This is a genomic window from Pseudomonas sp. MF09156 (genome assembly GCF_059862305.1).
Map to the genome: position 1 here is coordinate 30,958 of NZ_JCBCUR010000015.1, position 24,047 is coordinate 55,004.

The window sequence follows — 24,047 nt, forward strand, 5'->3', positions numbered from 1 at the left end:
CCACAGGGACCAGCCTTGAACTCTTGTATCTATAACAAGAAGAGGGATCCCTAATGTTCGATATCAGCCAGTTTCCCCATGCCGATGCCGTGCGCCGGGCTGCGCAACTCAGTCAAGAGGACTACCAGCGTCTCTATCGGCAATCCATCGAACACCCCGATATTTTCTGGGCCGAACAGGCCAAGGCGCTGCTCGACTGGATCACGCCCTGGCAAACCGTCCAACACTGCGATATCCACACCGGCGCCGCACAGTGGTTTGCCGGCGGCCAGTTGAACGTCAGCTACAACTGCATTGACCGGCACCTGGCGCAGCGCGCCGACCAGCCGGCCTTTATCTGGGAAGGCGACGATCCTGCAAAATCGTCCAAAATCACCTACCGCCAACTTCATCAAAACGTCAGCCGCCTGGCCAATGTGCTGAAAAGCCGTGGCGTGAAGAAAGGCGACCGGGTGTGTATCTACATGCCGATGATTCCGCAGGCCGCCTACGCAATGCTGGCCTGCACGCGAATTGGCGCGGTGCACTCGGTGGTGTTTGGCGGGTTCTCACCGGATGCCCTGCGCGATCGCATTCTGGATGCCGACTGCCGCACGGTAATCACTGCCGACGAAGGTGTACGCGGCGGCAAGCCGGTGGCACTGAAACAGAATGTCGATAAAGCCCTGGCCAGTTGTCCGAATGTCACGACGGTGCTGGTGGTAGCGCGTACCGGCGCCGCAGTGGCCTGGACCGAGGGGCGCGACCTCAAGTATCAACAGGCGGTGGACGCGGCCAGCGGCGAATGCCCGCCCGAGCCGATGGGCGCCGAAGACCCGCTGTTTATTCTTTATACCTCCGGCAGTACCGGCAAGCCCAAGGGCGTGCTGCACACCACCGGCGGCTATCTGCTGCAAGCGGCAATGACCTTCAAGTACGTGCTCGACTACCGCGAGGGCGAAGTGTTCTGGTGCACCGCCGACGTCGGCTGGGTCACGGGCCATAGCTATATCGTGTACGGGCCACTGGCCAACGGTGCCACCTCCCTGATGTTCGAGGGCGTGCCGAGTTACCCGGACAGCTCGCGCTTCTGGCAAGTGATCGACAAACATCAGGTGAATATTTTCTACACCGCGCCCACCGCCCTGCGGGCCTTGATGCGTGAGGGCCATGGCCCGCTGGAGAACACGTCCAGGGCCAGCCTGAGATTGCTCGGCAGTGTCGGCGAGCCGATCAACCCGGAAGCCTGGGAATGGTATTTCAATGCCGTCGGCGAGCAGCGCTGCCCGATTGTCGATACGTGGTGGCAGACCGAGACCGGCGCCATCATGCTCAGCCCGCTGGTCAGCGCCCAGCGCATCAAGCCTGGCTGCGCGACTCAGCCGATGTTTGGGGTGCAGCCGGTCTTGCTCGACGAGCAGGGCAAGGAAATCAGCGGCGCCGGCAGTGGCGTCCTGGCGATCAAAGCCAGCTGGCCGGGGCAGATCCGCAGTGTGTATGGCGACCCGCAGCGGATGATCGACACCTATTTCAAGCCTTACCCCGGCTACTACTTTACCGGCGACGGCGCGCGGCGCGATGAGGATGGCGACTACTGGATCACCGGGCGCATCGATGACGTGATCAACGTCTCCGGCCATCGCATCGGCACCGCCGAGGTGGAAAGCGCGCTGGTGCTGCACGACAAAGTGGCCGAAGCCGCCGTCGTCGGTTATCCCCATGACCTCAAGGGCCAGGGCATCTATGCGTTTGTCACGCCGATGAATGGCGTCGAGCCCAGCGACGAACTGAAAAAACACCTGCTGGACCTGGTCAGCAAGGAAATCGGGAGTTTCGCCAAGCCCGAGCTGATCCAATGGGCGCCAGCCTTGCCCAAAACCCGCTCAGGCAAGATCATGCGGCGTATCCTGCGCAAGATCGCCTGCAACGAGCTCGACAGCCTGGGCGATACCTCGACCCTGGCCGATCCGAGCGTGGTCGACGGCTTGATCGACAAGCGCCTGAACCGATAGGAACCCTCAAGCCACCATGGAATTTCTGCGCAACCGTATCGAATCCCAGCTGATGAGCCTCACGGGCCTGTCCCTGGGCAACCTGGACCTGGAAAGCCCCAAGGGCGATCCGGGGCTGTTCGGGCCGGACTCGGTGAGCTGGAAGGTCCATGGTGATTTCAGCAGCATGCTGATCGGCGGCATCAGCGCCTTGATGCTGCAAGCGCTGCATCCCTTGGCGCTGGCCGGCGTGTGGGACCATTCCAACTTTCGCCAGGACATGCTCGGGCGCTTGCGCCGTACGTCGCAGTTTATTTCCGGCACCACCTTTGGCTCGCGCCGCGATGCCGAGTGGCTGATCGAAAAAGTGCGCACCATCCACCTGCAGGTGGTCGGGCACGCGCCGGATGGGCGTCCCTATGCCGCCAGTGATCCGCAATTGCTGACCTGGGTCCACGTCGCCGAAGTCAGCAGCTTTCTGGCGGCGCACCTGCGCTACAAAAACCCGGAGTTATCACTTCGGGACCAGGACCGCTACTACAGCGAGATAGCCCTGGTCGCCGAACAACTGGGGGCTCGGCATGTGCCGCGTTCAAGGCAGGAAATATCTGATTATCTGCAACGTATTCGCCCACAACTGCTGTGTGACGAGCGCAGCCGTGAAGTACTGCGCCTGTTGCTCGATGCCCCGGCTCCCAGCGCGTTGGCCAAGCCGTTCGGGGCGCTGATGATGCAAGCCGGCATCGACCTGCTGCCGGACTGGGCGGGTGACATGCTGGGGCAGCAGCAAAGCCCGCTGCAACGCCAGTTGATCCGCGCCGGGGTCAGGCGTAGCGCGCCGCTGCTACGCTGGGCGATGCGCAATGGCTCGGTGCAACGCGCCCACAGGCGGATGGGCCTGCTGTAACGACACACCCTGTGGGAGCTGGCTTGCCAGCGATAGCGATTCCTGCTCCACCGCCATCGCTGGCAAGCCGGCGCCCATAGGAGCTGTTAAACTTGCGCGCTTCAATTCCCCAGCAAGGCGCGCTCCATGTCGTCCCTGAATCAGGCGCTGCGCGCCGCCCTCGATCACCGCCAAGACCTGCTCGCCGAGCTGCATGCCCAAGGCACCGATTGCTATCGGTTGTTCCATGGCAGCCAGGAAGGTGCCGGTGGCTTGACCATCGACCGCTACGGCCCGCAATTGATGGTGCAGAGCTTTCACCAATCGCTAGATAGCGATGCGCTGCTGCAGTTGCACCTGATGATCAAACAGTACCTGGGGCTGGAACTGCTGCTGGTCTATAACGACCGCTCCCGAGGCAACTCGCGTATCGACCGCCAAGACACGGTGTACCGCGCCGAACCCGCAGCCCTGGAAGACCTGGTCGGCCATGAATGGGGCCTGAACTATCGCGTGCGCGGTCGCCACTCCGGGCAGGATCCGCTGCTGTTCCTGGACCTGCGCAACACCCGCGGCTGGGTCAAGGCGCACAGTGCCGGCAAAAGCGTGCTGAACCTATTTGCCTACACCTGCGGCGTCGGCCTCAGCGCAGCGGCCGGTGGGGCCCGCGAGGTGTGCAACCTGGACTTTGCCGAGGGCAACCTGGCGGTCGGTCGCGAAAACGGCGAGTTGAACCCGCAACTGCCAGCCATGACGTTTGTACAGTCCGATTACTTCCCGGCAATCCGCCAGTTGGCCGGGCTGCCGATCACCCAGCGTCGCGGGCAAAAACTGCCAAGCTACCCACGCCTGGAGCAACGGCAATATGACCTGGTGCTGCTCGACCCACCGGCGTGGGCCAAGAGCGCCTTTGGCACCGTGGACCTGCTGCGCGACTACCAAAGCCTGCTCAAGCCCGCACTGCTGGCCACCGCAGACAATGGCGTGCTGATCTGCTGCAACAACCTGGCAAAAGTCAGCATGGATGGTTGGCGCGAGCAGGTCTTGCGTTGCGCTGAAAAGGCCGGCAGGCCGGTACGCGACTGGAAAGTGATGACGCCCGGCGCTGACTTTCCCTCACAAGACCAGCAGCCTCCTCTGAAGACCCTGATCCTGCAGCTGTAGGATTGCCCTGAAAGGCCTGGACTGGCGTAATAAAGGCTCGGTTCTTCGGAACCGTAAACCCGTGCCATACTCCAAGGCACTCTTGATCGACATAGATGGCGTCACCCATGCCCAAAGGATTGATTCGCGCCGCAGGCGCCTTGCTGACCGCCCTTGCACTCTACAGCTTGCTGGGCTTTTTGATTTTGCCCGGTATTGCGCTTCGCGTGGCCAACCAACAGTTGGCCAACTACGCCACCGTGCCGGCCCGTATCGAGCGTATCGAACTCAACCCGTTCAGCCTGGAGCTAACCCTCTGGGGCCTAAAAATCGGTGAGCCGGGCAAGGAACAGGTGGGCTTTGATCGCCTCTACGCCAACCTGCAGATCGACAGCCTCTGGACTCGCGCCCTGCACTTGGCCGATGTGCAATTGGACAAGCCGAAGACCGAAATCCTCTTCGACAAAGCCGGTGCGCTCAACCTGGCGCAATTGTTCAAGTTGCCGCCGAGCGAACCGACGCCCGATGACCCCGAGAGCAAACCGTTCCCGCTGCGCATCGAGCGCATCAAGCTGGCGGGCGGCTACGTGCACTTCGAAGATGTGCGCCCCAGCGAACCTATCGAGTTTCTCTACGACAAACTCGACTTCGAACTGAAAAACCTCAGCACCCTGCCCGAAGACAACGCCGACATGACCCTGGTCGCCGCCGGCCCCGAGGGTGGGCAGATCGACTGGACCGGTAATTTCAGCCTGGTGCCGATCGCCTCCGAGGGTAAGCTCAAGGTCACGGATGGCAAGATGAAAGTCTGGTGGCCCTATGTACGGGACGCCGTGCCTCTGGTCCTGGAAGACGGCATCCTCAACTTCAGCACCGACTACAAGCTGAACCTGGCCAAAGAAACCGAACTGAACCTGACCAACGTCTCCGCGAGCATCGCACCCTTTGCGATCAAGGCCCCGGATGGCCGGCCACTGGCGCGCCTGGAGCGCCTGGATGTCAGCGAAACCTCGATCGACCTGGCCAAGCAGCAAGTGATCGTGGGCAAGATCCGCAGTAACAAGCTCGAAACCTGGGCCGCCCGCGAAGCCGACGGCCAACTGGACTGGCAGAAACTGTTCGCCAGCCAGCCGAGCAAGCCGGCCACCCAGCCTGAGCCAGCAAGCGCTCCCGCCACGGCCGACTCGCCAAAACCCGAACCGACAGCACCGAGCAAGCCTTGGCAAGTGCTGCTCAAGGATGTGCAACTGCGCAACTACCAGGTGCATCTGGCTGATCGCCAGGTAAAACCTGCGGTAGCACTGGAGCTGGGCCCGCTGAATGTCGATGTACAAGATTTCGACAGCCTCAATCAAAGCCCCTTCACGCTGAAGATCGACAGTGGCCTGGGCAAGCAGGGCAAGATCCAGGCGAGCGGCCAGGTCAACCTGAACCCGGTCAGCGCCAAGCTGAAGGTCGACACCAAGGATATCGACCTGCGGGTTGCCCAGTCCTATATCAGCCCCTTTATCCGCCTGGAACTGCGTAGCGGCATGCTCGGCAGCAACCTGGACGTGAACCTCAAGAGTACCGAGCCCCTTGCGCTGCAGATCACCGGCCGCGCGCAAGTGGACCAACTGCACACCCTCGATACTCTCAAGACCCGTGACTTCCTCAAGTGGCAGCGCCTGGTGGTCGAGGGCTTGAACTACCAGCACGGCAACAGCCTGTCGATCGACAAGATCAACCTGCTGCAACCCTATGCGCGTTTTATGATCAACGATGACCGCACCACCAACGTCGATGACCTGCTGATCCCACAGCCGGCCGACAGCGGTGCCAAATCGACGGCCAAGTCCAGCGCGAGCAACGAGAAGCCCCTGGGCATCCGTATCGGCCAGATCGCGATCAATGATGGCTCGGCCAACTTTGCCGACTTCAGCCTGACACCGAACTTCGCCACGGCGATCCAGCAACTCAATGGCCAAATCGGCACCATCGACAGCCGCCAGGCCAAGCCGGCCAGCGTCGATATCAAGGGCAAGGTCGATCGCTATGCGCCGGTAACCATCAAGGGCAGCGTGAACCCGTTTGACCCGATGGCCGCACTGGATATCGCCACCAGCTTCAAACGCGTCGAACTGACCACCCTGACACCTTACTCGGGCAAGTTTGCCGGGTTCCGTATCCGCAAGGGCCGGCTCAACCTGGACCTGCACTACGTGATCACCAAAGGCCAGTTGAAGGCCGAGAACAAGGTAGTGGTGGAGCAACTGCAACTGGGCGAGAAAGTCGACAGTGCGGACGCGGTGGACCTGCCGATTCGCCTGGCGATTGCCCTACTCAAGGACACCGACGGCAAGATTTCCATCGAATTGCCGGTGACCGGCGACTTGAACAACCCACAATTCAGCGTGATGCCGATTGTCTGGCAAACCCTGCGCAACCTGGTGGTACGCGCGGCGACGGCGCCGTTCAAGTTCATTGGCGGGCTGGTGACGGGTGGCGGTTCGCAAGACCTGGGCAATGTGTCGTTCGCCGCAGGCTCCAGCGCCCTGAGCAAAGACGCCGAGTCGGCCCTCAACAGCCTCGCCAAGGCCCTCAAGGAGCGCCCTGCCCTGCGCCTGGAGATCGAAGGCACCGCGGCAGCCAGCAGCGACGGCCCGTTCTTGGCTGCCGAGCGGCTTGAGCGCGAGTATCAGTACAACTACTACAAGATACTCCAGCGCCGTGGCGATAAAGTCCCGGCCCAGGCATCGTTGCTCGAAGTACCGGAAAAGGAAAAAGCCCCGCTGCTCGAAGGCATCTACCGCACTCGCTTGAAGCAACAGCCACCGGCCGAGTGGAAAAACCTGGGTAGCGATGAGCGCTCGGCGAAGCTGCGTGACGGCGTGATCAAGTTCTGGAGCGCCAGTGACGTGCTGCTACGCCAACTGGGCCAGGACCGCGCCAGCACGATCAAAGACTATCTGGTCGACAAGGGCCAGCTGGAAGATGACCGGGTGTACTTCATTGATGCCAACCTTGGGCAGGCAGAGAAAGATGGCCGGGTTGTTACGCCAATGCACCTGGATGCCGAGTAACTACCGGGCACCATAAGTGCAAAGTGTGGGGGCTGGCTTGCCTGCGATGGCGGTGGGTCAGCCAGCCTGCTTACTACTGATACGCCGTCATCGCAGGCAAGCCAGCTCCCACATTTGATCTCCAAAATCGGCAAATATGTATTCCCCGCCACAATAAAACGGGCCCCGACACAAGTGCCGGGGCCCGTAGTGACCACATCCCTGTGGTCGGTCGCATGAACCTGTAAGGTGCATTGAGCGGATATCTGCCTCGCTCGTGGCCGCCTGGGTCCAGTCGAATGGTTACGCGTTACTCTGCTTTCAGGCCGTCGGCCGATACAGCTTTAACGCCTTTGATTTTCTTGGTGATATTCACCGCAGTAGTTTTCTGCGCTTCAGTCACAGCGACCGAAGAGGACAGGGAAACCACGCCCTTGTTGGTTTCGACTTTAATGTCGGTACCAGGAATGCCTTTCTCGGTTACCAGGTCAGCTTTCACTTTGGTAGTGATCCAGGTATCCGAAGTGGACTCTTTGGCGCCTGCTGCTGCGCTTTTGGTTTTGTCGATGTTGTCTGCCTTGGTGGCGCCGCCAGCCAGCAGGCCGTCAGCAGAAACCGCGGTTACACCTTTGATTTTCTTGGTGATCGCTACAGCGGTTGCTTTCTGCGAATCCGAAATGGCTACAGTCGACGACAGGGAAACCACACCTTTGTTGGTTTCAACCTTGATGTCCGAACCAGGAATACCTTTTTCAGTCAGCAGATCAGATTTAACTTTGGTGGTGATCCAAGTATCCGAAACGCTTTCTTTCGCTTTGGTGGCTTCACCAGCCGCCAGAGTCATTGGAGCTTGGGAAGTTTGGGCAAAGGCCACGTTAGCACCCATGGCCAGGGTCAGAGCGGTAGCAGTAGCGAGAGCGAACTTCTTCATACGAGTAACTCCTGTTTTATTGAAAGTCTGCAGTGTGTGAACCTTCATACTGCAGCGTTAACAGGAATAGTGCAGACAGTGTGCCAAGTCCAAAAATTAAAACAAATCCTTATAAAACAATAGCTTATATAAATGCTGTTTTTTCGAAATCGTGCAACTTGCATGAAGCCCGTCGTGCCTGCATGCAAGTTGCGGCTTTTGTCCTGGGCTAAACGGCTGATTTACCTTCACTTTCCCGCAGTCCAAAAAAAAGGACTCCGAAGAGTCCTCTTTTTCAGCGTGAAGCCTGGGAGTGATTAAACGCCCGAAGCCTTGGCTGCGGCTACGTCCTTGATGGATAGTTTGATACGGCCGCGGTTGTCCACGTCCAGTACCAGCACTTCCACTTCCTGGCCTTCTTTGAGGATGTCGGTCACTTTCTCAACGCGAGCATCGCTCAGCATGGAGATGTGAACCAGACCGTCCTTGCCAGGCAGGATGTTGACGAATGCGCCGAAGTCGACGATGCGCTCAACCTTACCGACGTAGATCTTGCCGATCTCGGCTTCTGCGGTGATACCCAGGACGCGCTGACGTGCAGCTTCAGCCGCTTCCTTGGTTTCGCCGAAGATCTTGATCGAACCGTCGTCTTCGATATCGATCGAGGCCTTGGTTTCTTCACAGATCGCACGGATAGTCGCGCCGCCTTTACCGATGACATCACGGATTTTGTCGGTGTCGATTTTCATCGCGATCATGGTCGGAGCATTTTCCGACAGTTCGGTGCGGGACTGACCAATGATCTGGTTCATCTGGCCGAGGATGTTCAGGCGCGCTTCCAGGGCTTGGCCCAGAGCGATCTCCATGATTTCTTCGGTGATGCCCTTGATCTTGATGTCCATCTGCAGCGCGGTAACACCTTTGGCGGTACCGGCTACTTTGAAGTCCATGTCGCCCAGGTGGTCTTCGTCACCCAGGATGTCGGTCAGGATGGCGAACTTCTCGCCTTCTTTAACCAGGCCCATGGCGATACCGGCAACCGGTGCCTTCATCGGAACGCCGGCGTCCATCAGAGCCAGGGAAGCACCGCAGACCGAAGCCATGGAGCTGGAACCGTTGGACTCGGTGATTTCCGACACAACACGAATGGTGTACGGGAACACGTCGGCGGCAGGCAGCATGGCTGCAATCGAACGACGGGCCAGGCGGCCGTGACCGATTTCGCGGCGACCAGCACCACCCATGCGACCACACTCACCTACCGAGAACGGAGGGAAGTTGTAGTGCAGCATGAACGGGTCTTTTTTCTCGCCTTCCAGGGTGTCCAGCAGCTGTGCGTCACGGGCAGTACCCAGAGTCGCGACTACCAGGGCCTGGGTTTCACCACGGGTGAACAGGGCCGAACCGTGGGTCTTCGGCAGAACGCCGACTTCGATGTTCAGCGGACGTACGGTGCGGGTGTCGCGACCGTCAATACGTGGCTTGCCGTTAACGATATTTTCGCGAACGGTGCGGTATTCGATTTCGCCGAAGGCTGCTTTGACTTCGCTGGAAGAAGGCTGGCCTTCTTCACCGGACAGCTTGGCAACAACCTGGTCCTTCAATTCACCCAGGCGAGCGTAACGGTCGGCCTTGATGGTGATGGTGTAGGCGTCAGAGATCGCAGCACCGAACTCGGAGCGAATAGTGCCCAGCAGTGCGGTGGCTTCAGGCGCAGGAGCCCAGGTCCAGGTTGGCTTGGCAGCTTCAGCAGCCAGTTCTTTAACAGCGTTGATCACAACCTGGAACTCGTCGTGAGCAAACAGTACAGCGCCCAGCATCTGGTCTTCGGTCAGCTCTTTGGCTTCCGATTCAACCATCAACACGGCTTCCGAAGTACCGGCAACGACCATGTCCAGGCTCGAAGCTTTCTGTTGTTCGTAAGTCGGGTTCAGCAGGTAGCCGGTGCTTTCGTGGAACGCAACACGGGCTGCGCCGATCGGGCCATCGAAAGGAATACCGGAGATGGCCAGGGCAGCCGAGGTGCCGATCATCGCAGCGATGTCCGGATCGGTCTTCTTGCTGGTGGAAACGACGGTGCAGACAACCTGCACTTCGTTCATGAAGCCTTCTGGGAACAGCGGACGGATCGGACGGTCGATCAGTCGGGAAGTCAGGGTTTCTTTCTCGGAAGGACGGCCTTCACGCTTGAAGAAACCACCAGGGATCTTACCGGCAGCGTAAGTCTTTTCCTGGTAGTGAACGGAAAGAGGGAAGAAGCCTTTGCTTGGGTCAGCGGTCTTTGCGCCTACAACGGTCACCAGTACGGTAACGTCGTCGTCAACGGTGACCAGCACTGCGCCGGAGGCTTGACGGGCAATACGGCCTGTCTCGAGGGTAACGGTCGACTGACCGAACTGGAATTTTTTGATAACCGGGTTCACGGTGTCCTACCTTCTTTGTGGCTCTTGGGGAACTTGTCTTCTTGCGAAATTCTTGGGCAATGTCGGGAATCGGCCCAACGCCTGTCCAGGGTAAAACGTGTATCCAGATAAAACTTGAGGCTGGAAGCCTGCCATGGGCCAGCGGGAAACCCACTGACACACGACAGCCAACCAACCTCTAGCGCAATCGCTGATTAGCGACGCAGACCCAGGCGACCGATCAGAGTCTGATAACGACCCAGATCCTTGCCTTTCAGGTAGTCCAGCAGCTTACGACGCTGGTTTACCATGCGGATCAGACCACGACGGGAGTGGTGATCTTTACCGTTAGCCTTGAAGTGACCTTGCAGCTTGTTGATGTTGTGGGTCAGCAGTGCAACTTGCACTTCTGGCGAACCAGTGTCACCAACAGCTTGCTGATAGTCAGCTACGATTTGTGCTTTTTCTTGAACGTCGAGAGCCATGAGGCAATCCTTTTTTCAGGAAACCACCCAAAGGGCAGTTTCAACAGGCCAGGGACAAATCCCTGTATCTAAAAATGAGTAGTGACCGTGCCTGTTAACAGCCACCCTCGTTCCAGTTTGCGTAAAAACTACTGCGCTTTTACCACAAGCTGGTTCCGGTCATTCTGACCGAATCAGTCGACGCGGCGCGATGCGCCCGTCTTCGCTCACTTCACCGATACCGATAAAGCGACCGTTGTGATCTTGTACCCGCACCATGCCGAACTTCGGGGCATCCGGTGCACGTACTGGCTGGCCATTGAGCCAGTAGAACGCGCTGTGCTCCGAAAAATGCAGCAATGGCCAGTCCAGCAAGCCGCTGTCCGATGGCATCAGGAAGCGATCAACTGCTTCATTGCCGCCTTCGGCATGCACGGCTTCCAACTCTTCCAGCGTGACCGTCTGGGCCAGGGTAAAAGGGCCAGCCTGGGTACGTCGCAGTTCTGCAACGTACGCGCCGCAACCGAGCTTTTCACCGATATCTTCCACCAGGGTACGGATATAGGTGCCTTTGCTGCAGTCCACGGCCAAGCGGGCAGTCTCGCCTTCACAGGCAAGCAATTCCAAGCGCGCAATAGTAACAGAACGCGGTTCGCGCTCCACTACTTCGCCCGCACGTGCCAGCTTGTAAAGAGGCTGGCCATCACGCTTGAGAGCCGAGTACATCGGCGGTATCTGACTGATTTGCCCACGAAAAGCGGGTAAAGCGGCCTCGATATCTGCACGACCAACGGTCACGTCACGAACCTGCAGAACATCACCTTCGGCGTCAGCCGTGGTGGTGGTCTTGCCCAGTTGCATCAGGGTTTCGTAACCCTTGTCTGAATCGAGCAGGTATTGCGAGAACTTGGTGGCCTCGCCAAAGCACAATGGCAATACGCCAGTAGCCAAGGGGTCGAGGCTGCCGGTGTGCCCGGCCTTCTCGGCATTGAGCAGCCAGCGGACCTTCTGCAAAGCGGCATTGGAGGTAAAGCCAATGGGCTTGTCGAGCAGGATGATGCCACTGACGTTACGACGGATACGCTTGACCTGAGCCACCGCTTACTCCTTGGCGTCTTCAGGTGTGGACGGATGCTGATTGTCTTCAGCCACGGCACGCTCGATCAGAGCCGACAGGTGCGCACCACGCACGACGCTTTCGTCGTAGTGGAAGTGCAACTGGGGCACGCTGCGCAGCTTCATCTCACGGGCCAACTGCATGCGCAGGAAGCCTGCGGCAGAGTTGAGCACCTTGATGCTTTGCGCGATCTCTTCGCTGTTGTCCTGGCCCATCACGGTGATGAAGATCTTCGCGTGACCAACGTCACGGCTCACTTCAACAGCGGTAATGGTGACCAGGCCAACGCGCGGGTCTTTGACTTCGCGACGGATCAGTTGGGCCAGCTCGCGCTGCATCTGATCGCCGATACGTTGGGTACGGCTGTATTCTTTTGCCATGTCTTGTTACCTGTTACTGCCACACGGTGAAACCCGTGGGGTCTGAAAGCGGCAAACGCCCGGCCTGACAAAAGCCAGACCGGGCGTTGCGTTTAGAGTCCGGACACTGCGCGGGACATTTGCATGCCCACACGCGGCGTAGCTCCTGAAGTGCGCGAGTTAGAGGCTGCGAGCAACCTGGACCTTCTCGTAGACTTCGATCTTGTCGCCAGGCTTGACGTCGTTGTAGCTCTTGACGCCGATACCGCATTCCATGCCGGCACGTACTTCGGAAGCGTCATCCTTGAAGCGGCGCAGGGATTCCAGCTCGCCTTCGAAGATAACGATGTCTTCACGCAGTACACGGATTGGACGGTTACGGTGCACAGTACCTTCGATAACCATGCAACCGGCGATCGCGCCGAACTTCGGCGAACGGAACACGTCACGCACTTCGGCAACACCCAGGATATTTTCCCGCACGTCACTGCCAAGCATGCCGGTAAGGGCTTTCTTGACGTCTTCGATGATGTCGTAGATGACGTTGTAGTAACGCATGTCCAGGCCTTCCTGCTCGACGATCTTCCGTGCGCCAGCATCGGCACGCACGTTGAAGCCGAACAGTACAGCGTTGGAGGCCAGTGCCAGGTTGGCATCGGATTCGGTGATACCACCGACACCGCCACCGACAACACGCACTTGCACTTCGTCGTTACCCAGGCCGTTCAAGGCGCCGTTCAACGCTTCGAGGGAACCACGGACGTCAGATTTGAGGACGATGTTAAGCGTCTTCTTCTCTTCCTGGCCCATGTTCTCGAAGATGTTTTCCAGCTTGCCGGCGTGAGCACGGGCCAGCTTGACTTCGCGGAACTTGCCTTGACGGAACAGAGCCACTTCACGGGCTTTCTTCTCGTCGGCAACTACGCTCATCTCGTCGCCAGCGTCCGGGGTACCGTCCAGGCCGAGAATCTCGACCGGGATAGCAGGACCTGCTTCCTTGATTGGCTTGCCGTTCTCGTCGAGCATGGCACGTACACGGCCGTAGTTCGAACCGACCAGGACCATGTCGCCTTGGCGCAGGGTACCGTCTTGAACCAGCACGGTCGCAACCGGGCCACGACCCTTGTCGAGGCGCGATTCAACCACGACACCACGGCCAGGAGCCGATGGCGTAGCGGTCAGTTCCAGGACTTCGGCTTGCAACAGGACTGCTTCGAGCAGTTCGTCAACGCCGGTACCCATCTTCGCCGAGACCGGTACGAATGGAGTGTCGCCACCCCACTCTTCGGACGTCACGCCGTGAACCGAAAGTTCGCTACGGATGCGATCGAGATCGGCGCCCGGCTTGTCGATTTTGTTCACTGCAACCACCAGCGGCACACCAGCAGCCTTGGCATGCTGAACGGCTTCGATGGTTTGTGGCATTACGCCGTCGTCCGCTGCAACCACCAGGATCACGATGTCGGTCGCCTTGGCACCACGGGCACGCATTGCGGTAAACGCGGCGTGACCTGGGGTATCGAGGAACGTCACCATGCCACGGTCGGTTTCAACGTGGTAGGCACCGATGTGCTGGGTGATGCCGCCGGCTTCGCCCGCTGCAACCTTGGCACGACGGATGTAGTCGAGCAGGGAAGTCTTACCATGGTCAACGTGGCCCATTACGGTCACGACTGGCGCACGGGAAACTGCCTCACCTTCAAACTTCAGGGACTCGGCCAGGGAATCTTCCAGGGCGGTGTCGCTGACCAGGGTCACTTTGTGGCCGAGCTCCTCAGCAACCAGTTGGGCAGTTTCCTGGTCCAGTACCTGGTTGATGGTGGCCGGAGTACCCAGCTTGAACATGAACTTGATGATTTCAGCAGCCTTGACCGACATCTGCTGGGCCAGATCGCCCACAGTGATGGTCTCGCCGATCTTCACTTCACGCACGACAGGGCCGGTTGGGCTCTGGAAACCGTGGGCGTTGCGTTTCTTCAGCTTGGCCTTGCCGCGACCACCACGACGGAAGCCATCGCTTTCTTCGTCGGTAGTACGTGGCGCAACGCGTGGAGCAGGCGCTTTCTCTTTGACCGAAGCACGATGTGGAGCGTTTTTGCGCTCACCATCACCACTGCCGCGACGATTGTTATCGTCTGCGCGTGGCTTGTCCGGACGACGAGGTTCGTCGCGCTTGCGAGCGTCGGCTGCAGGAGCAGGTGCGGCGGCAACAGGAGCGGCCTCACGCACAGCTTCAACAGGCGCGGCAGGAGCGGCGACTGCATCAGTAGCGGATTGCGCAGCAGCAGGCTGGCGACGCGCTTCTTCTTCGGCGCGACGCTTGGCTTCTTCTTCAGCCTTCTGACGTGCAGCATTTTCTACTGCGCGACGTTCGTCCATCTCGCGTTTGCGCTCGGCTTCGATTTCTTCCGGGCTGCGCTGTACGAAGACTTTCTTCTTACGCACTTCAACGCTGATGCTTTTGCTACCAGCCACCCGCAGGGTGCTGGTTGTTTTGCGCTGCAATGTAATCTTGCGCGGTTCTTCCACTTTCGCCTTGTGGCTGCTTTTCAAGTGAGTCAGCAACGATTGCTTCTCACTGTCGCTCACATGTTCCTCGGCGGCGGTGTGCGGCAGACCTGCCTCACGCATCTGCTGCAACAGGCGCTCTACCGGTGTTTTGACCTCATCGGCCAGTTGTTTCACCGTGACTTGCGTCATGCACTTCTCTCCTCAGGCCGCGCCTAATTACTCGAACCAATGGGCTCGGGCGGCCATGATCAACTTGCCGGCACGATCATCGTCAATGCCGTCGATGTCGAGCAGGTCGTCAATAGACTGCTCGGCCAGGTCTTCGCGGGTAATTACGCCGCGCACCGCCAGTTCCATCGCCAAATCCTTGTCCATACCCTCAAGCGAGAGCAGGTCTTCGGCCGGATGGGCGTCTGCCAGCTTTTCCTCAGTAGCGATGGCTTTAGTCAACAAGCGATCCTTGGCCCGAGCGCGAAGCTCGTTGACGGTGTCTTCGTCAAAGCCGTCGATGTTGAGCATTTCCTCCACCGGTACGTAGGCAATCTCTTCCAGGCTGGTAAAGCCTTCATCTACCAGCACCTGTGCCAGGTCTTCGTCGACTTCCAGCTCGTCGATGAAGTTGCGCAGGATGTCGCCGGTTTCTGCTTGCTGCTTAGCCTGGATGTCCGATTCGGTCATGACGTTCAGGGTCCAGCCAGTCAACTGGCTGGCCAGACGCACGTTCTGACCACCGCGACCGATGGCCTGGGCCAGATTGTCTGCGCCAACGGCGATATCCATTGCATGGGCATCTTCGTCAACAATAATTGCCGCGACTTCGGCCGGGGACATGGCGTTGATCACGAACTGCGCCGGGTTATCGTCCCACAGCACGATATCCACACGCTCACCGCCCAATTCGCCCGACACCGCCTGGACGCGCGAACCGCGCATACCAATGCAAGCGCCCTGCGGGTCGATGCGTTTGTCCTTGGAGCGGACCGCGATCTTGGCGCGCGAACCCGGGTCGCGGGACGCAGCCATCACTTCGATCAGGCCTTCGGCAATTTCCGGCACTTCGATACGGAACAGCTCGATCAACATTTCCGGCGCAGTACGCGACAGGATCAGTTGAGGGCCACGGTTCTCGGTGCGGATTTCCTTGAGCAGCGCACGCAAGCGCACGCCAACACGGAAGGTTTCGCGAGAAATGATATCTTCACGGGCCAGCAACGCTTCAGCGTTGTTACCCAGGTCGACGATCACGTTGTCGCGGGTCACTTTCTTCACGGTGCCGGAGATGATTTCCCCCAGGCGCTCGCGATAGGCGTCAACGACTTGAGCGCGCTCGGCTTCGCGGACCTTTTGCACGATGACTTGCTTGGCAGTCTGTGCAGCGATGCGGCCGAACTCGATGGACTCGATCTTTTCCTCGACGACGTCACCCACCTGGGCACCAGGATGCGTTTGCGCAACCTTGCTTGGCCAGGTTTCGATGGCCGGATCATCAAGATCGGCTTCTTCGACGACTGTCCAGCGACGGAAAGTCTCATAGGCTCCGGTGTGGCGGTTGATTTCCACACGCAGATCAACTTCGTCTTCAAAACGCTTTTTGGTAGCAGTGGCCAGGGCCAACTCCAGCGCTTCAAAAATCACGTTAGCCGGTACGCCCTTTTCATTGGATACCGACTCAACAACCAGCAGTACTTCTTTGCTCATCGTACGCCTCGCCTTTCGCAAGCCATTGGATCCGCGGGATCCGCAGTTTCTGGCACGTCTCAGTCAAAACTGGGAATAATGTTGGCCTTGTCGATCATATCGATCGGCAACAGGAACTCGTGGTCTTCTACCTGCACCACTACATCCTGTTCTTCTACACCGCGCAGAAGGCCCTGAAAGTTGCGTCGCCCTTCAAAAGGAGATCGCAGCTTGATCTTCACTTGTTCACCGGCATATTTAGCAAACTGCTCAATAGTGAACAGTGGGCGCTCCATGCCTGGCGAGGAAACTTCGAGGGTGTATTCAACGGCGATCGGATCTTCAACATCCAGGACACCACTGATCTGACGGCTGACGATGGCACAATCGTCCACCAGCACGCCGCCCTCTTTATCGATATAAACGCGCAACATTGAGTGGCGACCTTGAGCCGAAAACTCAATACCCCAGCATTCATAGCCTAGGGCCACGACCACCGGGGCCAGCAAGGCCTGCAACTCTTCTAGCTTGCTCGACACCTGAACCCCCTCGTGCATGTATGTGCATGCTGTGCAAAATAAAAAAATGGGCGAAACGCCCATCCTTGAAACGCCGTCGAACAGCGGCGTTGAAAGTGTCCAGCTAACAAAAAGCCCCTTAAAAGGGGCTCCGCTAAAACTGGTTGCGGGGGCCGGATTTGAACCGACGACCTTCGGGTTATGAGCCCGACGAGCTACCAGACTGCTCCACCCCGCGACAAAGCTGGGGCGGAAGTATACGACCGATCCCTTACAGGGTCAATGTAACCTTCCACCTACAAGAAAGCCCGCAACAGCGGGCTCTCCTGATAATTGGTACCGAGAAGGGGACTCGAACCCCTACACCCTATGGGCACAACCACCTCAAGGTTGCGTGTCTACCAATTCCACCACCTCGGCAATACAGCGTTTACAACCTTCTTACTTCTGCTCTTGAGCTGGAGGCACGTCAGTCGCTGGAGTAGCCGACTTTTGCTCTTGAAGCACCGGGACATCATCAGAAGCCGGTTTTGCTTTTGGTACTTCCAACACTGCTGGATCTGGCAAACCTGCTTGAGTCAGCACATGAGCTTTCTCTTTAGCAAAGTAACCTAACCCCAGGCTGGTTATGAAGAAACCGGCGGCAAGTATAGCAGTAAACTTACTAAGAAAGGTAGAGGAACCTTGGCTTCCGAACACAGTATTTGAAGCACCTGCCCCGAAAGACGCACCAGCGTCCGCACCTTTACCCTGTTGCAGCAATACCAGGGCAACAACGCCCAGCGCACCCAACAGATGAAAAACGACTACGACTGTTTCCAGCATTTTCTCAGTTTCCCGCGGCGCGACAAATCGCACCGAACTCATCTGCATTCAGGGAAGCTCCACCAATGAGCCCCCCATCGATATCCGGCATGCCGAACAGTTCGACCGCATTGGCCGCCTTCACGCTGCCGCCGTATAGAAGCCGCACACCTTGTGCGACCTCAGAATTCTCTGCCGCCAACTGCGCGCGGATGGCTGCATGCACATCCTGCGCCTGTTGCGGTGTAGCAGTCAGCCCGGTGCCAATGGCCCAGACCGGCTCGTAAGCAATCACTGCCTTTGCAAATGCACCAACACCCAGCTCCTCGATGATGCTGCCCAGCTGACGCGAGACAACTTCAAGAGTCTTGCCCGATTCACGCTGCTCCAGGGTTTCCCCTATGCACAACACTGGAATCAAGCCACAAGCCTGTGCCGCTGCGAACTTGCGGTTGAGCGTCCCATCCCGCTCGCCCATCATCTGACGGCGCTCGGAGTGCCCAACAAGCACATAGGAACAACCCGCATCAACCAACTGACTCGGTGCAATCTCACCGGTCAACGCACCCTGCATGGCTTCTACTGCGGAATTCTGCGCGCCGACCTGGATCGACTTGCCTTTCAAGCCATCAACCACTTGGTTGATATGCAAGCAAGGCGGGAATACCGCAATATCGACACCGCTTGGCAAAGCCAGGTGACGAAGGCCATTGACCAGCTCAGCGACACTGGCGCGGGTACCGTGCATCTTCCAGTTACCAGCTACCATAGTGCGACGCATGCTGTACCTCGTCGGTCAAAGTGGGCGCAGATGTTACCCAACCACATCATCACTGGCAAGCCGAATTCAGGCGCAAACTTCAGTTACCAGTTTTGCCAGCTCTTCGGCGTAGCCACGAACCTGTGTTTCGTCATCGCCTTCAACCATCACACGCACCAAAGGCTCGGTCCCCGACTTGCGCAACAAGACCCGGCCACGCCCCGCCATGGCGACGGTAACGCGCTCACAGGCTTCCTTGATCGCCGGGTGCTCGATAGGGTTTTCACCACCCGAGAAACGCACATTGAGCAATACTTGAGGGCACTTGCGTAGCGCCTGGCGCGCCTGGGCCAGGCTTTCTTCGCGGCGACGCAGGGCCAATAGTACCTGCAGCGCCGCGATAATCGCATCACCGGTGGTGGTGTGCTGGAAGCACACGACATGGCCCGAATTCTCGCCACCCACCACCCAGTTGCGCTCCAGCAGCTCGGCAATCACGTAGCGGTCGCCAACATTGGCGCGCACGAACGGGATCCCCAGGTCGGCCAGGGCCAGCTCCAGCCCCAGGTTACTCATCAAGGTACCGACGACGCCGCCTTGGAGCTTGTTACGCTCATGCAGGTCGCGGGCAATGATGAACAGCAGGTCGTCACCGTCGACGATGGCGCCGGTATGATCGACCATCAGCACGCGATCACCGTCACCATCGAAGGCGATACCCAGGTCCGCGTGCTCGGCCAATACCGCTGCCTGCAATTGCCCCATGTGGGTCGAACCGCAGTTGTCGTTGATGTTCAGGCCGTTAGGCTGAGCCGACAGCACGGTGACCTCGGCGCCCAATTCCTTGAATACGCTGGGAGCGACCTTGTAGGTGGCACCGTGGGCACAGTCGATGACCACCTTGAGCCCGGCAAAATTGGTGCTGGTAGGCACGCTGCTTTTGCAAAATTCGATATAACGACCCGACGCGTCGTTGATCCGCGATACCTTGCCCAGCTTGCTCGACTCGACGACGGTCATCGGCGCATCCAGCAGTTCTTCAATCATGTGTTCGATCTCGTCCGGCAGCTTGGTGCCCTGGCCCGAGAAAAACTTGATGCCATTGTCGTCATGGGGATTGTGCGAAGCGCTGATCACAATCCCGGCTTCAGCGTGGAAGGTACGCGTCAGATAAGCGATCGCCGGCGTAGGCATTGGCCCCAGCAACATCACATCAGCCCCGGCAGCGGACAGGCCCGCCTCCAGCGCAGACTCGAACATGTAACCGGAGATCCGCGTGTCCTTGCCGACCAGGATGCGGCATGCGCCCATGCTGCGAAAGGCCATCCCGGCCGCCCAGCCCAGCTTGAGCATGAAATCCGGAGTGATCGGGAATTCGCCGACCCGACCACGAATACCGTCGGTGCCAAAATATTTCTTTGTCATAAGTGCTCCATCATTCTTATTCGGCTGATTCTACCGCTTCGATCATCCGCACTACGTCAACTGTCTCGGCCACATCATGCACCCGCAGAATGCGCGCGCCCTTGGCCACGGCCAGTGCCGCGAGGGCCAGGCCGCCGTACAGGCGCTCGCCCACGGGACGATTCAAGGCCATGCCTATCATGCTCTTGCGTGACACCCCAACCAACAGAGGGCGACCAAGGGCATGCAGCGACTCCATATGCTTGAACAAGCTCAAGTTGTGCTGCAGGGTTTTGGCAAAACCAAACCCCGGGTCGAGAATGATCCGCTCAGGTGCAATTCCTGCAACGGCGCAGTGGGCAATGCGACTCACCAGAAATTCCGTCACTTCTTCAACCAGGTTGTCGTAGTGCGGGGCGTCCTGCATCGTCCCGGGCTCGCTAAGCATATGCATCAGGCACACAGGCAACCCGGTGGCAGCAGCAGCATCCAGCGCACCATCGCGCTGCAATGAGCGCACATCGTTGATCAGCCCCGCGCCGAGTCGCGCGGTCTCACGCATGACGGCGGGCGTCGAGGTATCTACCGAGATGATGACATCCAGCTCACGATGGATTCGCTCGACAATCGGCGCAACACGCTCCATCTCCTCCAGCGGGGAAACAGCACGTGCTCCAGGCCGAGTCGATTCACCACCGACATCGATAATGGTCGCACCCGCAGCCACCATTGCCTCTGCATGACGCAAAGCCGCGTCCAGCTGGCTGAAGCGACCACCGTCGGAAAAGGAATCAGGGGTTACGTTGAGAATGCCCATAACGTGGGTACGGGCCAAATCAAGAACCCGGTTGCCGCAAGGCAACCGGGTGGAGGACAACACAGAAGTCATTTCAAGCCTTAAAGGTCGGCAGCCGGGCCGCCGATTGGGTTTTCCGGGCGCTCATTCTGTACCACTGGCGGTGTTCCAGAAGTACCCGAACCACCTTCCCAATCACGAGGCTCGCGAGGAGTACGGCCAGCCATGATGTCGTCGATCTGCTCGGCATCAATAGTCTCGTACTTCATCAGGGCATCAGCCATGGCGTCGAGCTTGTCACGGTTATCGGTAAGGATCTGCTTGGCCGTGCCGTAGCACTGGTCAATGATGCTGCGCACTTCAGAGTCGATCAGCTTGGCAGTCTCGCCGGAGAAGCTGGCACTTTGACCGCCGCCCCCACGACCCAGGAATACTTCGCCTTCTTCCTCGGCATACATCAGCGGGCCAAGTTTTTCCGAAAGACCCCACTTGGTGACCATGTTCCGCGCAATCTGGCTGGCACGCATGATGTCGTTGGACGCGCCGGTGGTTACACCGTCAAAGCCCAAGGTCATCTCTTCAGCGATACGGCCGCCGTACAGCGAGCAGATCTGGCTGATCAGGGCACGCTTGGAGAGGCTGTAACGATCCTCTTCCGGCAGGAACATGGTGACACCCAACGCCCGACCACGAGGAATGATCGACACCTTGTAGACCGGGTCATGCTCAGGCACAACGCGACCTACAATGGCGTGACCGGCTTCGTGATAAGCGGTGTTCTGTTTCTCTTTCTCGGACATGACCATGGATTTGCGCTCAGCGCCCATCATGATCTTGTCCTTGGCCAGCTCGAACTCTTTCATCTCGACGATGCGCTTGCCGGTACGGGCAGCGAACAGCGAGGCCTCGTTCACCAGGTTGGCCAGGTCGGCACCGGAGAAACCAGGAGTACCACGGGCAATCACGCCCGGCGCCACGTCATCGCCCATTGGCACTTTGCGCATATGGACCTTGAGAATCTGCTCGCGGCCACGGATATCCGGCAAGCCAACCACCACCTGGCGGTCGAAACGGCCCGGACGCAGCAGCGCCGGGTCAAGTACGTCAGGACGGTTGGTGGCGGCAATCACGATGATGCCGTCGTTCATTTCAAAGCCGTCCATCTCCACCAGCAACTGGTTGAGGGTCTGCTCACGCTCATCATGACCACCGCCCATGCCCGCACCACGATGGCGACCGACAGCGTCGATTTCATCGATGAAGATAATGCATGGCGCGTGCTTCTTGGCCTGCTCGAACATGTCACGCACACGGCTGGCGCCTACACCGACGAACATCTCGACGAAGTCGGAACCGGAAATGGTGAAGAACGGCACCTTGGCTTCACCTGCAATCGCCTTGGCGAGCAGGGTTTTACCGGTACCCGGAGGACCAACCATCAGTACGCCGCGAGGAATACGGCCACCCAAGCGCTGAAACTTGCCTGGGTCGCGCAGGAACTCGACCAACTCGCCGACTTCTTCCTTGGCTTCGTCGCAACCGGCAACGTCAGCCAGGGTGGTTTTTACCTGGTCTTCGGAAAGCAGGCGCGCCTTGCTCTTGCCGAAGCTCATCGGCCCGCCCTTGCCCCCTGCACCACCTTGCATCTGGCGCATGAAGAACATGAACACGGCAATAATCACCAGGATCGGGAAGCTGGCTACCAGCAACTGGGTCCAGATGCTCTGCTGCTCAGGCTGCTTGCCCTCGACGACCACCTTGTTGTCCACCAGGTCACCGATCAGGCCATTGTCCTGGATCGCCGGACGGATGGTCTTGAAGCTGTCGCCATCGTTGCGCTTGCCGGTGATCACGTAGCCATCAACCGCTACGCGCTCGACCTTGCCATCCTTAACTTGCTGGATGAAGTCGGAATAGTTGAGGGTCTGCGGCTCGTTAGGGCTGGAGAAGTTGTTCATCACCGTCACCAGGACAGCCGCGATGATCAACCACAGGATCAGATTCTTTGCCATATCGTTCAATTAACTACCCTCTGAAGCAAGCTCCGCTACTGGCGCGCGCTTCGCATGATATTCACCGGCCTAACTTACTACATTACCTACAACTCTGGCAGGCGCCGTCTGTAACCCTTTGTGAAACTTTGACTACACAATATTCGTAAAGCTTCGTGACGAAAGCGATATAAAAAAACCTATCGACTCCCTTAAAACCTTTAAAGACGCTCATCACTGGCAGCGCCTTCGACACCGCGGTAACCGCGGCCCAGCAAATACTGCTCGCGAGACCTGTCCCTCGACGAGTCAGGCTTGCGGGTCTGCACCTTGTCGAACAGCTTGCGCATGTTCTTGTGGTACTCGTCAAAACCTTCCCCAAGGAAGACCTTGACCAGAAAATCACCACCCGGACGCAGAACCCTTCCTGCCAGATCCAGTGCCAATTCGCACAGGAACATGGCGCGTGGCATATCCACGGCTGGTAATCCACTCATATTGGGGGCCATATCCGAAATCACAAGGTCTACCTGCGAATTTCCGACAGCCTCGAGGATCTGTGCCAACACGTCATCACGGGTAAAGTCGCCATGGACGAAGGTCACATCAGGGATGCTGTCCATCTCCAGGATATCGGAAGCGATCAACCGGCCTTGCCCACCAATCAGACGACTGGTCACCTGGGACCAGCCACCTGGGGCTGCGCCAAGATCGATTACGCTCATGCCTGGACGGATCAACCGGTCCTTTTCCTGGATCTCCAGCAGCTTGTAGCTGGCCCGGGAACGGTAGCCATCCTTTTGCGCCTTTTTGACGTAAGGATCGTTGAAATGCTCTTTAAGCCAGTTAAGGCTAGTTTTGGAACGGGCCACGGGCCACCTCGAAAATAAAACGGGTCGTGATTAACTGGGCGGTCCCGGACTCGCTCGGGTAAACTGGCCGCCGCTTTTTACAAGATCAGACGCAGGGGTCAGATTATGCCGCTCACTCAAGAGCAGAAGAAACAGTACAAATCCATTGGCCACCATCTGAAACCAGTTTTGATCGTGGCTGACAACGGTTTGACTGAAGGTGTGTTAGCCGAACTTGAACGCGCATTAGGCGATCACGAGCTGATCAAGATCAAGGTCAATATCCTCGATCGCGAAGCGCGCCTGGCCGCCATTGCAGAACTGTGCAAGGTGGGCAAGGCGGACCTGGTTCAGGTCATCGGCAAGATGGCGCTGCTGTATCGCAAGAATTTCAGCGCCAACAAGCAATTGTCGAACGTTCACCGCTTCAAATGATACAAGGG

The 24,047-nt window shown here is 58.4% G+C and carries 19 protein-coding genes and 2 tRNA genes; 5 read left to right on the plus strand and 16 right to left on the minus strand.

The annotated features are described in order from the left end of the window. Nucleotides 1-53: 53 nt before the first annotated feature. From acs to AC19YY_RS24295, 4 genes are all read left to right on the plus strand, one after another. Nucleotides 54-1,991, plus strand: a complete 1,938-nt coding sequence (gene acs, locus AC19YY_RS24280; protein WP_500604998.1) for an acetate--CoA ligase — start codon at nt 54-56, stop codon at nt 1,989-1,991. Nucleotides 1,992-2,007: 16 nt separating this feature from the next. Then, nucleotides 2,008-2,877, plus strand: coding sequence for an oxygenase MpaB family protein (locus tag AC19YY_RS24285; protein WP_500604999.1), 870 nt, complete (start codon nt 2,008-2,010; stop codon nt 2,875-2,877). A gap of 126 nt (nt 2,878-3,003) precedes the next feature. Beyond that, a complete protein-coding gene (locus AC19YY_RS24290; protein WP_500605000.1) occupies nt 3,004-4,020 on the plus strand; it encodes a class I SAM-dependent rRNA methyltransferase in 1,017 nt (338 codons plus the stop codon). A 107-nt stretch (nt 4,021-4,127) separates the two neighbouring features. Beyond that, a complete protein-coding gene (locus AC19YY_RS24295) occupies nt 4,128-7,061 on the plus strand; it encodes a DUF748 domain-containing protein (protein WP_500605001.1) in 2,934 nt (977 codons plus the stop codon). A 289-nt stretch (nt 7,062-7,350) separates the two neighbouring features. Here AC19YY_RS24295 and AC19YY_RS24300 read toward each other — a convergent pair whose 3' ends face one another. From AC19YY_RS24300 to rlmE, 16 genes are all read right to left on the minus strand, one after another. Next, nucleotides 7,351-7,971, minus strand: a complete 621-nt coding sequence (locus AC19YY_RS24300; protein WP_029298967.1) for a BON domain-containing protein — start codon at nt 7,969-7,971, stop codon at nt 7,351-7,353. A gap of 296 nt (nt 7,972-8,267) precedes the next feature. Further along, nucleotides 8,268-10,373, minus strand: a complete 2,106-nt coding sequence (pnp, locus tag AC19YY_RS24305) for a polyribonucleotide nucleotidyltransferase (RefSeq protein ID WP_169955077.1) — start codon at nt 10,371-10,373, stop codon at nt 8,268-8,270. A gap of 194 nt (nt 10,374-10,567) precedes the next feature. Next, nucleotides 10,568-10,837, minus strand: coding sequence for a 30S ribosomal protein S15 (rpsO, locus tag AC19YY_RS24310; RefSeq protein WP_003177875.1), 270 nt, complete (start codon nt 10,835-10,837; stop codon nt 10,568-10,570). Nucleotides 10,838-10,996: 159 nt separating this feature from the next. Beyond that, nucleotides 10,997-11,914 (minus strand): tRNA pseudouridine(55) synthase TruB, encoded by a 918-nt coding sequence (gene truB, locus AC19YY_RS24315; protein WP_169955078.1) that lies wholly within the window; start codon nt 11,912-11,914, stop codon nt 10,997-10,999. A gap of 3 nt (nt 11,915-11,917) precedes the next feature. Beyond that, entirely contained in the window at nt 11,918-12,313 is a 396-nt protein-coding gene (gene rbfA / locus AC19YY_RS24320; RefSeq protein WP_029298974.1) for a 30S ribosome-binding factor RbfA, read from the minus strand. A 159-nt stretch (nt 12,314-12,472) separates the two neighbouring features. Continuing rightward, nucleotides 12,473-14,992 carry a translation initiation factor IF-2 gene (gene infB / locus AC19YY_RS24325; RefSeq protein WP_169955079.1) on the minus strand — a complete coding sequence of 840 codons (2,520 nt, stop codon included), beginning with the start codon at nt 14,990-14,992 and terminating at the stop codon, nt 12,473-12,475. Between the two features lie 27 nt (nt 14,993-15,019). Continuing rightward, on the minus strand, nt 15,020-16,501 hold the full coding sequence (gene nusA, locus AC19YY_RS24330; RefSeq protein WP_038445977.1) for a transcription termination factor NusA: 1,482 nt from the start codon (nt 16,499-16,501) through the stop codon (nt 15,020-15,022). 59 nt (nt 16,502-16,560) lie between these two features. Next, entirely contained in the window at nt 16,561-17,019 is a 459-nt protein-coding gene (rimP, locus tag AC19YY_RS24335; protein ID WP_032867412.1) for a ribosome maturation factor RimP, read from the minus strand. A gap of 140 nt (nt 17,020-17,159) precedes the next feature. Next, nucleotides 17,160-17,236, minus strand: a tRNA-Met gene (locus tag AC19YY_RS24340). Nucleotides 17,237-17,332: 96 nt separating this feature from the next. Then, a tRNA-Leu gene (locus tag AC19YY_RS24345) sits at nt 17,333-17,418 on the minus strand. Nucleotides 17,419-17,439: 21 nt separating this feature from the next. Then, nucleotides 17,440-17,823 (minus strand): preprotein translocase subunit SecG, encoded by a 384-nt coding sequence (gene secG / locus AC19YY_RS24350; RefSeq protein ID WP_029298979.1) that lies wholly within the window; start codon nt 17,821-17,823, stop codon nt 17,440-17,442. A 4-nt stretch (nt 17,824-17,827) separates the two neighbouring features. Next, complete coding sequence (gene tpiA, locus AC19YY_RS24355; protein ID WP_070994377.1) at nt 17,828-18,583, minus strand: triose-phosphate isomerase; 756 nt, start codon at nt 18,581-18,583, stop codon at nt 17,828-17,830. A 66-nt stretch (nt 18,584-18,649) separates the two neighbouring features. Beyond that, the gene (gene glmM / locus AC19YY_RS24360) at nt 18,650-19,987 is read right to left on the minus strand and encodes a phosphoglucosamine mutase (protein WP_029298983.1); all 1,338 of its coding nucleotides are present in this window, start codon (nt 19,985-19,987) and stop codon (nt 18,650-18,652) included. A gap of 16 nt (nt 19,988-20,003) precedes the next feature. Beyond that, nucleotides 20,004-20,855, minus strand: coding sequence for a dihydropteroate synthase (gene folP / locus AC19YY_RS24365; RefSeq protein ID WP_500605002.1), 852 nt, complete (start codon nt 20,853-20,855; stop codon nt 20,004-20,006). Nucleotides 20,856-20,863: 8 nt separating this feature from the next. Further along, nucleotides 20,864-22,774: an ATP-dependent zinc metalloprotease FtsH gene (gene ftsH, locus AC19YY_RS24370; protein ID WP_029298988.1), complete on the minus strand. Its 1,911-nt coding sequence runs from the start codon at nt 22,772-22,774 to the stop codon at nt 20,864-20,866. A 200-nt stretch (nt 22,775-22,974) separates the two neighbouring features. Continuing rightward, a complete protein-coding gene (rlmE, locus tag AC19YY_RS24375) occupies nt 22,975-23,625 on the minus strand; it encodes a 23S rRNA (uridine(2552)-2'-O)-methyltransferase RlmE (protein ID WP_038445965.1) in 651 nt (216 codons plus the stop codon). A 105-nt stretch (nt 23,626-23,730) separates the two neighbouring features. Here rlmE and AC19YY_RS24380 point away from each other — a divergent pair, with 105 nt between their 5' ends. Further along, nucleotides 23,731-24,039, plus strand: a complete 309-nt coding sequence (locus tag AC19YY_RS24380) for a YhbY family RNA-binding protein (protein ID WP_029298992.1) — start codon at nt 23,731-23,733, stop codon at nt 24,037-24,039. The last annotated feature ends 8 nt before the right edge of the window (nt 24,040-24,047 follow it).